Genomic DNA, 12,578 nt, shown 5'->3' on the forward strand with positions numbered 1-12,578 from the left:
CCCCTGCACCCCTGCTCCCCTGCTGATATCACACTCCCCGCGCAATCCCAAACGACTCGCCCTTCAACGTCACCCCAAGCGGCGCTACCACGACCTCGCGGCTAGGGGACGCTTCCACCCTGCCAGCAACCACCGCCAAAAGCCCATGTTCCCTTGCCAGGCTGACGATCTGTTGTGCATCCTGCTCTGACTCTGTATAAATCGCAAATCCTGCTCCGTAATTGAATACAGAAAGCATCATCTCTGGCCCACCCTCAAGATGCTCCTCTACAAAGGAAAAGATTTCAGGCACCGGCAGCATATTTTCCACTACGTACCGCAAAGGCTTTGCAGATCGCATCAACTTCTGCCACCCATGTCCGGTGATGTTCTCCATCGCCGTAGGACGAATTCCTGCACGCAGTACCGCCTGTACCAACGGTGTGTAAAGATGCGAAGCAGCGTTCATTGCCTCCCAGAACTCCCGCCCACTGGGTAGTTTCGTTCTGTAGCCTCCGGGGAGTGATTCAGCTAGCTTTCGCAGCGGCGTAAACCCATTTTCATGGGGGCCAGAACTCTCAACGAGAACGATACTATTACCAGCACCCAGACGCGAACCGTCGATAGGAGCAACACCAGGCGGCATAACGCCAAAAACTGAGCCAGCAATATCGAGCCGACCTGAAATGATCTTAGTTTTGAGTTGAGGAGTTTCCCCAGAGATGTAGACACACCCCACTCGTTTGCACGCCTCTACCACTCCATCGAGAAACCCGTCAAGGAAGGCGGGAGTAAAAATTGTTTCAGGAGTACTCGAAGGCAGATACAGCCCAAGCAGTACAGTCTGCATCCCAGAGGATGCAGCATCATTGGTGAGACAAGAGATGATTTTTATACCAATATTCCACCAAAAACGCCGCAATTCTTCTTCACTGAGGTCATCAGGTCGAGTATCATCTGCGGTGCCGAGTCCTTCAGGGACAAGCGTCAGAGAAAGTTCTTGATTTCCCGCTGCCAAAAAAGGCGCGAGATTGAAACTGAAAGCGTTGGCGCTTCCTCCTAGACCCGATGCGGGTACTTTACCATAGGAGCTAGCAAAGCCAAGCGTGCGTTTTGCAGCTTCGATGAAGCGTCGCTTTGCAGCATCGAGAGTATCATAATCGACTTGATCAAGAGCTTGAGTCATCGGGTTGGGATTTAAAGTTAGTTGTCAGTTGTTAGTTGTCAGTTGTTAGTTGTCAGTTGTTAGTTGTCAGGAGGAAAGATATTTATTCTGGATTCTGACTCCTAACTCTTAATTCCTAATTCCTAACTCCTAACTCCTAACTCCTAACTTTTAACTTTAAAACACTTCGTCTTCTATACCACGCCACCATTCACCCAAATTCATTAAGTCTTGGTGTATATCTGCTAACTCATTAAAATAAACATCTTGTGAAAGACTGGCTCGGCGTTCTTCTAACTTCTTGAGGCGCAGTTGTACCAACAGCCAAGGTTTGGCAATGCTATCTGTTGCTTCTAGGTATTGTGCTAGTTGTGTGCTGTCCATGTATTTTATTGTAATTTTTCATGTCACTACTTCCTAAAATACATGAGACAGTTCACAGTGGCAGAGAAAATTAGAGGAGGCAGGAGTTGCTCCTTTCCCGCCCGAAGATGACTGTTTAGGCAGCTGTTGAGCAGGGGAGCAGGGGAGTTATTTCTCCCTCAACTCCCCCATCTCCCTCATCTCCCCCATCCCCTACTTAAGGTGTCGCCAGGAAGTTGGTAATGGGAGTACTGCTACCATTACGACCAACAGCTGGGATCTCTAATAGATCATCTGTGGCTTTTCCTGTGCCGTCGTCGGTGACGGTGGTTTGATTTCCTGGATGTCCATTAGGGACGAACAACTGCGGATGGTCGAAGGGTGCTTTTTGATAGCGAACTCGCTCATCAGTAAGGGACTTCAAGAAAGCCACCAGTGCCTGTTTGTCTTCATCACTGAGATTCAGCGGAGGAAGGCGAGGTACATTTGGATTGTCATCCCCCGCACCCCGATTGTAGAAATTGACGATTTGCTCCAAGGTCAACATACCACCGTTGTGCATGTAGGGAGCAGTCAGTTCGACGTTGCGGAGTCCAGGAGCCTTAAACAATGCAACCGATTCCACTGCATCATTGGGGCCAGGCGTAATATTGGGCGCTTCACCAAAGACTTCTTGGAAGGTTCCCTCCTTGGCTAGTTCCGCTTCCGATAGCGATCGCGATACTGGTTTTTGCCCATCGTTACCACCTACGCCCACATCTTCCAGTTCGGGGGTGACGCCAATTTTGAAGAAGCCTGTATCTTCAATCGGGTTTCCGGGTGCTGGCGATCGCGTGAGTCGTCCCTTGGTCTGCACGTTCCTCACGGAAGCAGCTGTAAATTCTGCTCCTGCATGGCAAGCGATACAAAACTTATTCTGGAAAATAGTTAAACCCCTTTGTTGCTGGGCAGTTAAAGCGCTAGTGTTACCGTCCAAGTACTGGTCAATTGGTGCATTGTCTGATACTAATGTAGACTCATACATTTGCACCGCTAGCCCGAAGAATAACGAGAAGTTGTACTCTAATTGGGTATATTCCTCAGTGGTACTTGAAAGATCCGGCGCAAGGACGACTTTGCGGGTATTGCCGTTGGCTTTATCAACCTGAATTAACTGGGTAGATTGCCACCACTCTGGCTTGAAGGCATCCTTGATCAGCTGCTTGTAGGTAACCTTTAACCCCTTTCCAGTGCCGCTGCGGTACTGACCTAGAACACTGTCCTCAGAATCGACGGCTTGCTTGGCAAGCGGTTTGAGAGGAAGTAATTTTTTAGCACGGTCTCTAGGGAGAAGCAACTTCTTGGTTTTGAGAATGTCCAATAAATTGTTTAGCACCCCTGAGCCGAATTGATCACCAATCTCCTCGAATGTGCGACCGTCTGCCGACATCTCGAAGGCACTCAATGGTGGCCCTACTGCTTGGGAAGCTAGAGACGAATTTTTCAGTCGGACACTCACTGCTGTGAGCGGACTTAAGAGGCTGTCTGCCTTGTAAACTTTTGCATTGGGGTTTCTTGTCCCAAACGGATCTACCCCGTTGAAGACGTTCTGGGCCCGTCCGTCCCAAAAGTTGCGGAAATTGAACACCGCATTGATCACACTTGGCGTGTTGCGCGGTTCGACCCGTCGAACTTCAGTTCCTCCAACGTTGAAGACTGGATCGTCTACTTGAGTCACGGTGTTGCTGGTACTGTCATACTTGGAATTAAAGACTCCTTGTGAGGAGGCTACATCGTTACTATCCGACACAATAGTCGATAAACGGTTATTGGGATCTGCCAGTTTGTGAAATGGGAAATCCTCTGGTTTGAGTGTGTAGTTGGGCTGACCGATACTGAAAGTAGTATCTGGATTCGGGCTTTTGTCGGCATTGACGCGCAAAATCCCTGGACTTAGCTGGTTTTTGGCTCTGTTGTCTGCGCCAGCATGGAAATGGCAACTAGCACAGGACGTAATGCCATCGCTACCGACTTGCATATCCCAAAATAGGGACTTTCCCAGAGCGATCGCAGCTTTTTCATCTTTAACGAAGTCTGCAAGATTTTCCGGTTTGGGAATTGCTACATTCTTGAGGGCTGTTAAAGAAGGCGCTGTTAGCTGCGCTGATACAGTGTGTCCAGCAAGTATGGCGATCGCCACAATTGCTGCGATCGCTATACTGCTTTTCATTCTCCTTGACAACCTTAATGCCAAGTTAGTAATTCTAGCTAATACAGCAGCCACAAATATGGTGCTACTTTGAATTTTCTTCATGCTTGTATATCAACATTGCTACTCTTTGCTCAGGGTCGAAGCGTTACTGTTCCAATCGACCCAGGTAATTTTTTTGTAGTTGATGAATGTCAAACTTTAACGATTTACCAAGGGCATTCCTCTATCTTTAACTATTTATTCAGACTGAAAAACCCGTTACTTTGGTAATCCCAGCAAGTAGGATTGCTTCCAAAAGCAGCGGTGTCTAATATTTATTTAGCTTCGATGGTAATTTAAGATTCTTTCACCAAACCTTTTAGTTGTATTTTTCATTTATCAATTTGAGTATGAAGCTTTTTACACTTCACCATCATTTCTTTACCAATTCTTTATTAAATAGCTGCGTGTTGTAAAGTTTTGGCTCATGCGTCAAATTCAGCCATTTACGTGGTATTCACGACAGGGCGAATACATCTAAATATTGACAAGCCAGAGTAAAAGTAGAATGCACCAAGACCCAAATCACATAGAATTTTCAGGAAATTAAACATTCAGGCGTTGCTTAATGCTGGATGAATTGAGATTGTTAACCAAGGTAAATATAGATTCTTCGCGCCTTGGCGACGCCAGTGGCGCGAAACAAAATTTATCCCATATTTATCCTATAAATCAGCAACGCCAATATTCATAACTTGTGGATGTCGAAAATCTTTTCCAACAATAAATCTCGTTGCTTCTATAGGATAAGTCTTAACATAGACCATGCAACCCGTTGTTGACGAGGGACTGTAGGAACAACCAGGTGGATACCGTAGCCAACTGTGAGTCGGATAATTTCCTAACTCATCACTCCAAGTTCCTTCTATGACAAAGATTTCTTTTACCTCAGACTCGACTACGTTCAACAATTCTGTGCCTGGTTGCCAGCGTTCAATCCAGACTTTTTCAGGGAAACCCATTTGCTCATAGAGGGGCTTCACCTCAATTTGGGGGATAATACCCGGTTGCCAAGGTAACTGGTAAATATTCTTTCGTACTTGCTGACGATTTGTTCCACCATGCTGCCGTAATTTTACAAAGGTCAGACAACCTTCGTCGCTGTAGGGACGATGGATAAACCCTTCAGGATTAAGCATGTAAGTTCCTGGTGTATGGATACCGGTTTCGTCAGTAAAGTTTCCTTCGAGTACCAAAATTTCTTCTCCTCCAGGGTGTCCATGTAGCCCGAAAAAGCCACCGCGATCGAATCGAGACAACATCGTTACTGGATGTTCTTGAACTTCATGATCGGACTCAAAGCAAATATACGTGATTCCGGTATACTCTGTCTCATACCAGGTTGGTATTGGTGATACCGCTATACGTGTTAATAAGTTTTCGTTAACTTTTTGAGGTTGCCAGTACAGTTGAGAAGATACCATCTTGAGCTTTCAGATTAAAAGAGTAGTTAACTTTCAGAACTTAGGTATTATACATCAAACCTCTTTCTGTTATACATTAAATATATGTATAATTACTACAATGAAACAGTAATTGTCTGAAGGCGGTTTGTACTGTCATTTCCCAGAAAAGTCTAGGTAAAATGGCACATCTGAAAATCTATCACTTGTATCCCATAAGCATTACAGCCATCGATGCTATTAACAAATAAAATGCGTTTTCCCTAGTGGTAAGGCAGTTGCTGATAGAGGGGATTTCCACACCACTTGTTTCAAGTCTGGCAAGTGAACGTAGTAGTTTGGCTGCACCTAGACGCACTTTTTTCGGCTTTCTGGAAGAGTACAAAACCCTTATTTGACCGAAGTTATCATAGTGGACTTCGCTATTGCCTGACTCTGGCTACATATGAATAACAAAAAAGCAACTGCAATAAATTATTTGCTGTTCTATGAAATTAATGCTGTTTAGTTACTCAGCAGGTGTAATTCTCACCTCAACGCTGTGTTACATATTCTGACACTGAACAGGAGCCTAGAGCAATTGCAAAAACTTTCTCCAGAATCGCCTCTATTTATTTTATTAATGATTCTTAGTTTTCTAGTAGTAACTTTGTCTGCTTGGTTATCACCACAACCATTTATTTTAAAAACCTTTGGACTGAATGATATTATACAGGTACTCACTTTACTATTTTTTATTTCTTTGTTGTTGGAGCGTTCATTAGAAGTTTTCATAACTACTTGGCGAGGCCCAAATTCTGACCAATTAAATATTGCTATTCATCAACAAAATACTTTGATTGCTGTCAAACAGAAATTTATAGAAGAACAACAAAAACAAAACCAACAAACTTCTGTAGAATCCACTTCAATTAGTGGTCTTCCACCTGAAGGTATGAGTTTAGAACAGCAAATTATTCAGAATTTTACAAAAAATAAAGAAGAGTTATTTAAAAGGATACAACCACAAATTGATGATTTAAATACTATGATTAAGGAGTTAAATGAAAAAGAGCGTAAAAGAATAGCATATAAGTCTGATACACAAATTATTGCTTTATGGACATCTCTTTTGTTTGGTCTTTTAATGAGCGCAATAGGTATTCGCTCAATCGAGCCATTTGTAGTTATTGATGCAAGTAACCCAACGCAAATAGTTATTTTCCGGTGTTTAGATGCATTATTAACAGGAGGGGTAATTGCTGGAGGTAGTGAAGGAATCCATAGGCTGATACAGGTGTTTATCGATTTTATGGAAGCTACTTCTAAACAAATTAAAAATCAATAATTATGTCAACTAATATGAGGTAAATCCAATACAGTCCATCCATCTTAACTTTGTACCCGATAACTCAAAAAAATGATTTTTGTCTTTTAAAGACTAACGGTAATTATACTTTTTTTGGGAGAATATCATGTCTGCTTGATTACTTTTTAAAACCGAAGAACCCCACTCCGACCAAGCTACACTTTGTCGCCCCTGCTACACCATCGCCGCCAATGTGTAGTTCTCCAACTTCACCTAGAGGAACAGGTATGTATGCATCTTCTTGACTACGCAGATTTGCAGCCAAAATGTAAATTTGAGTATTAGCAATTGGCTGTCCAATAGAAATTTTTTCGTTAGCTGATTTCACTTGATAAACTGTTGACCAAATCGTAGTTTCAGTGGGGCCATACATATTCCACAGAGAACCAACCTTGTCTAGTAATTCAGCCGCGAGTTTTTGGGTTAGTGCTTCACCACCGCAGAGAACTTTTAGTTGTTTATTTCCTTGCCAACCTGCTGCTAGTAACATTTGCCAAGTAGCGGGAGTTGCTTGCATGACTGTAGCACGCGATCGCTCTAGCTCCTCGATCAACTTGGTGCCATCAGCAGCGATTTCCCGACTCACCATAACTAGACGCGCACCTATTAACTTCTTCTGGGTCAATATCACTGATAATTTGGTATCTTCTACCATGTATGCGAGGCGGTCTTGTGGATAACTAGGGTCTAAAGGAACGTAAGCTCCGCAGCCACAAAACGCCAATCAATTTTAGCTTTTTGTTAATGACGTTGTTCTTCCCAAGCATTAATTTCTTGGCGTCAATTCTCACTCAATATGAGTAATGCAAAGCAAATAATTAACTTTTTATTTTTTAGTAAAATTTATTTTAAATAAATGCTTGTATTGTGCCATAAATAGTTTTTGTAAATCACAAAATATCTCTTGATTTTACTCGATAAATCTGTTTTATATAAGACTTCAATACCCTCAGATTCTAACTTCTCTTTTTGGTTAAAAGCATATTTAATTAAATTTCCTTGCGAATCTAATATCCGATGTATTGGATATTCAATAGCAGCTTTTTTAAGATATGTTGGAATAGCTCTGATATAGCTATTATCTACTCCTATGACTTGAATAATTTGTTTGTAGGTTACTACTTTACCAGATGGAATTTTTGTTAAAAGCTCTAAAAAACGTTCATAAGGATTTTCAGGTAAAGCTGGAAATATATTAGTTTGAATCTGAATCTTACCACCAACCTCTAATGTACCTGATTGAATAACTACACCTAAAATTCCTCTTTTACCTTGAATGCTTTTTAATGATTTTACTAAGTGAGCTATTCGCTTACACGGTTCGCAGTGAAAAGTTAGACGAATTGCAGCGCCACTCTCAAAAGTTAACAGAGAGCCAGGTATAAAGTTTTCAGGTTGGATGCCTGCGATCGCAATATTTTCTCGCAATTCACTTGGTTGAATTTTAAGTTTTGTAATATCTTCATATCTAATCACTAAAACTTGTCTGGGACTTATAGGATTAGCATTAATATCACCTTCAATACCATGACCTACTTTTAAATTTATTCTTTTGCATTCGACCATTCCAACACCTTGTTTTTGCTTAGTAAAAAGATGTAGTATAGAGCCGTATTCACTAGACATAAATATTTTGATTGCAACCATTAAATAATACAGTATAGTTCATCACTTCATAAGGCGCTACGTGCGAGTAGATTATGGACAAGCTAAAACAGACAATAATCAGCTACTCCAGCAAAGATCTAGAACAGCGTAAAAATTGGTACTCTCCAGCAGCAGAAGCTTACAACAAGACAAGACCCCGCTATCCGCAAAAATTGATCGACCAAGTTGTGGAAGTTGCTCAACTCTCCAGTGACTCAAAAATTTTGGAGGTGGGATGTGGCCCTGCAACTGCAACAGTATCATTTGCACAACTAGGTTGCTCAATGATTTGCTTAGAACCAAACCCAGATTTTTATCAGTTAGCTCAACAGAATTGTCAACCTTATTCTCATGTAGAAATTCAAAATACATCCTTTGAAGAGTGGATGTTACAGCCTCTTAAATTTGATGCTGTCTTAGCTGCGAGTTCTTTTCATTGGATATCACCAGAAGTAGGATATCCAAAAGCAGCAAATGCCTTACAAGAGAATGGTTATCTGATTTTATTGTGGAATAAGGAACTTCAACCTTCCTATGAAGTGTACCAACGTTTATCTAAAGTCTATCAAGTCCATGCACCATCTGTTGACAGATATGAAGATAGAAAAACTCAAGAAAATATCTTAAAAGAGTTGGGAAATCTGGTTATCGATTCTGGGCTATTCAAAGACTTAATCTTCGGACAAGTAATATCGGATGTTACCTACACTGTAGATGAATATCTAATGCTTTTAAATACTTATTCGCCCTACATCAAGTTAGATCCACACAGTAAAAAGCGCTTATTTGCAGAATTGAAGTATCTGATAGAACATAGCTTTGGAGGTAGTCTTCAGCTTTCATATATATCTGCTTTTCATATTGCCCAAAAAATGTGAATAATACCATTGAATAGACTGTAGGGGCGTACAGCTGTACGCCCCTACAGTATCAGGTATTTCCTGAAATGGTATAACTAGCCATCATAAACTGTGTACACCATCTATAAAACTCTTTGTGTCTTAGTGTCTTTGTGGTAAAAAATCTTGAACCACAAAGGCATTAAGACACAAAGGATTATTCATCAATACAATTAGGAATACCTACAACGGCGCAAGGGAAATTAGAGCCTAGTGTTTGAATAATGGGATGGTTAACAGATTTACACCCCAAAAAGAGTATATCGGCAGCTTCTAATTCCACAACTTTTTTAAGTTCTGTAGTAATATGTCCAAACCGCAAATGAGATTTGAAAGAACCTTGCCATTCTTCAGCCAGACTCCGTGCTTGCCAAAGAATTCTGTCAGCTTCTTGGAGAGAGGCTACCGTTTTTTCTTGTAAAGATGGTGTAATCCCCTGTAATTTAGGTTGAGTCAAAACGGGTGTAACAGACCTAGATACATCGTTTACCTGACATTCAAAAACTGGCAGGCGTTTGGCAAAGCTCAAAATATTTGCATGTTCACTATTATGATTATCCGTTACTACATAAACAGCTTGCACTGTGACTTCATTATTAGTGGCTAACCGCGTTTGATGGGCAATCCAGAAGGCGATATCCAATGCGGTGTGACTGTTAGGGGAACCATCATAACCAACAATTAAGTTGACTGATTTTGTCTCCTGATCTTTTTGAGAAAAAGCTTTTTCTGGCTCAGGTAATAATACCATTTGCTCAATTAAATTGTCTCTTCCTATGGCGCTTTGCAGACGCGCTAACATTGGCTTGATTTTCACAGCTTAAACTTCTCCCCAATTTAAGAATGAATGATGAATGAGAAGCAGGGCGACCAATTTTAGATTTTGGATTCAATGTAGAAAACCCTAATCTCAAATTGGTAGAGGAAACCCCAATAACACTGGTATTGCAGCCAAAGTTTTGGGGGTTCCTTCCATTGCCGACGGAGTTAGCTGACGGGCTAAGACTGGAAGGTGTCTCTCGTTAGATTAGCCCCAAACATTGGTTCCTCCGTTTCAAATTTAATTATGATCAATTTGAATTAGGCTACCCACTAAAGAAATAATAGTCTACTTTTTTAATCTTGTGTAAAGTAGCGATCAAGGAAATTTAGAGCGTGGTTGCGGAGTTCAAAGTATTCTTTTGAGTTTCGCATGGCGGCGCGATCGCGCGGATGAGGAAAAGGTACTTCTAATATTTCCCCAATGGTCGCCTTTGGGCCATTAGTCATTAATACAATGCGGTCTGACATATAAATTGCTTCATCTACATCATGAGTAATCATCATCACTGCTTGCCTATGGTTTTCCCAAATGTCCAATACTTGCCTTTGTAATTTACCTCTAGTTAGTGCATCTAATGCCCCAAAAGGTTCATCCATCAGCAACATTTTTGGACGAATTGCTAAAGCCCTAGCAATGCCTACACGTTGTTTCATACCTCCAGAAATTTCATCAGGATATTTATCAGCCGCCGCCGTTAAGTTTACCATTGCTAAGTGTTCGTTAACAATGCTAATTTTTTCGGCGCGATTGGCATTTTTAAGCACTTCATCTACAGCAAGACGGATATTTTCCCTCACAGTTAGCCAAGGTAAAAGTGCATAATTTTGAAATACCATCATTCTTTCTGCACCTGGCTTACGTATTTCTTTGCCATCTAAGCGTATTGAACCAGAAGTTGCTTTTTCTAAACCACCAATAATTTTTAGTAAAGTTGATTTACCACAACCAGAGTGCCCAATTACAGAAATATATTCATCTTCACCGATGGAGAGGTTAACACCATCTAGTACAACAAAATTACCTTTATCTGGTGTTGGATAAGACTTGACTAAATTTTCAATTTCTAGAAATCCAGTGCTGGGCATAACTTGGTTTTGAGTAGTGGTAGGTAATGAGGTATATTCCATCATCAAAAGCTCCGGAAATAATTTAGTCAGTAGTCATTTTTTGAACGGGTAAATTAAGACATGTAAAAACGAGTGGGAGCATTAACCCTGATTTCAAAACTATTCAGATAGCCCACTGGATCACTGGGGTCAAAACCTTTCTTATCTATAAATACTTCGGGTGGTTCTACTTTGTAATCTTCCTTCGGACACTCGATTCCCATTTCAGTTGCTATCTCACGATATAAATCTGTTCTCCAGCCTTTTTCGGCTAGTTTCTCAGCATTTTTAGGAAATTCATGAATTTGCCCCCAACGCGCTGCTTGTGTCATTAACCAAATACTTCTAGATCTCCATAAAAATGTTGAATGTTCTCCTGGCTGTTTGGGTAGGTTATCTGGTATATCAAAGAAAATTGTGGTGTCAGCAGCTTTAATGGTGCGGTCTTTGCCGTCAAAGCCGCCATAGTTGTAATTACCAACAATTGCCGGGCCTGTAAACTTGGTGGTTGGCGCCCCTGGCTTTTTGGGTTTTGCGCCTGTAAAGGAACGGTCTGTAATCAATTCGGCAACTTCTTGGCGGTTTTCTGGTTTGCTGCAATATTGACAAGCTTCAATCATAGCTTTGACCAGGGAACGGTAGGTTTTGGGATAGTTTTTGATGAAAGATTCCATCACTCCCAGTAGTCTGTCTGGGTGTCCTAACCAAACTTCTTTACCTTGGGCAAAGGTAAAACCGATACCTTCGTTACCTGTAATTGCCCTAGTATTCCAAGGTTCTGCCACCATGTAAGCTTGCATTGCCCCAATTCGCACGTTTGTCACCATTTGGGGTGGTGGCACGATGATAATGCGAAACTCTTTGAGGGGGTCAACGCCAGCAGCAGCGGATATGTAACGGACAAAGTATTCGTAGATGGCAGAACTTAGGACTACAGCCCAAACTCTGTTTTCTGGGGGTTGGTTGTCAAAGTAGCCACGAAAATCCTTGCCAAAAGCTTCTAAAGCGCCATCACTATATTGTTGTTGATACTCGTACCACGGACGCAGCCCAAAATCCCACATGGCTTTGTTCATGGTCATGGCGTTGCCGTGGCGGTGTATGGTCATAGCCGCACACAAGGGTGCATGGCGTGCGCCTTCTGCCCCAATTCTGGCGTTGGTGACAGCACCAGATACCACGGGGGAAGCATCCAAACGACCGAAAATTAATCCGTCGCGGGAAGTTGCCCAACTAGCCTCACGATTGAGTGTGACATTCAAACCGTATTTGCGGAAGAATCCTTTTTTCCAGGCGATCGCAAATGGCGCACAATCATTTACAGGAACATAACCAACAGTAATATCCGGTTTTTCTGGCAAATCTGAACCGCTGACTACAGGTTTCATCGCTAAAGCTTCTTCAGTCAGTCCTTTAGCAGAGCGATCGCCGGAAATCGCACACGATGACAGCGATATTCCTGCTGTCGTTGCTCCTATTCCTTTAATAAAATCTCGTCGAGTCCAATTATTATCACCCATTTCTGTAGCTCCGATGGCGATAAAAAAGTGCTGAGTGCTGAGGCGCGGAGTGCTGAGTGCTGAGTGCTGAGTGCTGAGTAGAGACGATTCGGCGA

At 42.0% G+C, this 12,578-nt stretch carries 10 protein-coding genes, 1 pseudogene and 1 riboswitch; of the genes and pseudogenes, 2 read left to right on the top strand and 9 right to left on the bottom strand.

Annotation, left to right across the window (positions count from 1 at the left end):
• Positions 1-28: 28 nt before the first annotated feature.
• From I8748_RS31310 to I8748_RS31325, 4 genes are all read right to left on the bottom strand, one after another.
• Entirely contained in the window at positions 29-1,165 is a 1,137-nt protein-coding gene (locus tag I8748_RS31310) for an AIR synthase related protein (protein WP_198128382.1), read from the bottom strand.
• Positions 1,166-1,321: 156 nt separating this feature from the next.
• Positions 1,322-1,528, bottom strand: coding sequence for a hypothetical protein (locus tag I8748_RS31315; RefSeq protein WP_198128383.1), 207 nt, complete (start codon positions 1,526-1,528; stop codon positions 1,322-1,324).
• 196 nt (positions 1,529-1,724) lie between these two features.
• Positions 1,725-3,800, bottom strand: a complete 2,076-nt coding sequence (locus I8748_RS31320; RefSeq protein ID WP_198128384.1) for a cytochrome-c peroxidase — start codon at positions 3,798-3,800, stop codon at positions 1,725-1,727.
• A 602-nt stretch (positions 3,801-4,402) separates the two neighbouring features.
• Entirely contained in the window at positions 4,403-5,161 is a 759-nt protein-coding gene (locus I8748_RS31325) for a cupin domain-containing protein (protein WP_198128385.1), read from the bottom strand.
• Between the two features lie 559 nt (positions 5,162-5,720).
• On the opposite strand from I8748_RS31325, the gene I8748_RS31330 reads away from it, so the two are divergent.
• A complete protein-coding gene (locus I8748_RS31330) occupies positions 5,721-6,467 on the top strand; it encodes a hypothetical protein (protein ID WP_198128386.1) in 747 nt (248 codons plus the stop codon).
• Between the two features lie 193 nt (positions 6,468-6,660).
• Here the strand turns inward: I8748_RS31330 and I8748_RS31335 are convergent.
• Together I8748_RS31335 and I8748_RS31340 are read right to left on the bottom strand one after the other, a co-directional pair.
• A pseudogene (locus I8748_RS31335) lies at positions 6,661-7,194 on the bottom strand (AMP-binding protein); the annotation flags it as partial.
• A gap of 137 nt (positions 7,195-7,331) precedes the next feature.
• Entirely contained in the window at positions 7,332-8,135 is an 804-nt protein-coding gene (locus I8748_RS31340) for an MGMT family protein (RefSeq protein WP_225896603.1), read from the bottom strand.
• A 53-nt stretch (positions 8,136-8,188) separates the two neighbouring features.
• Here I8748_RS31340 and I8748_RS31345 point away from each other — a divergent pair, with 53 nt between their 5' ends.
• On the top strand, positions 8,189-9,013 hold the full coding sequence (locus I8748_RS31345) for a class I SAM-dependent methyltransferase (RefSeq protein WP_198128388.1): 825 nt from the start codon (positions 8,189-8,191) through the stop codon (positions 9,011-9,013).
• A 178-nt stretch (positions 9,014-9,191) separates the two neighbouring features.
• Here the strand turns inward: I8748_RS31345 and I8748_RS31350 are convergent, their stop codons facing one another.
• The 3 genes from I8748_RS31350 to I8748_RS31360 all read right to left on the bottom strand — a co-directional run bounded on the left by I8748_RS31350 (position 9,192) and on the right by I8748_RS31360 (position 12,483).
• A complete protein-coding gene (locus I8748_RS31350; protein ID WP_198128553.1) occupies positions 9,192-9,836 on the bottom strand; it encodes a universal stress protein in 645 nt (214 codons plus the stop codon).
• 159 nt (positions 9,837-9,995) lie between these two features.
• A riboswitch (cyclic di-AMP (ydaO/yuaA leader) is annotated at positions 9,996-10,131 on the bottom strand.
• A gap of 19 nt (positions 10,132-10,150) precedes the next feature.
• Complete coding sequence (locus I8748_RS31355) at positions 10,151-10,984, bottom strand: ABC transporter ATP-binding protein (protein ID WP_198128554.1); 834 nt, start codon at positions 10,982-10,984, stop codon at positions 10,151-10,153.
• Between the two features lie 53 nt (positions 10,985-11,037).
• Positions 11,038-12,483, bottom strand: a complete 1,446-nt coding sequence (locus tag I8748_RS31360) for an ABC transporter substrate-binding protein (protein ID WP_198128555.1) — start codon at positions 12,481-12,483, stop codon at positions 11,038-11,040.
• Positions 12,484-12,578 lie beyond the last annotated feature (95 nt).

It is taken from the genome of Amazonocrinis nigriterrae CENA67 (genome assembly GCF_016056305.1).
GTDB classification, from domain to species: domain Bacteria; phylum Cyanobacteriota; class Cyanobacteriia; order Cyanobacteriales; family Nostocaceae; genus Amazonocrinis; species Amazonocrinis nigriterrae.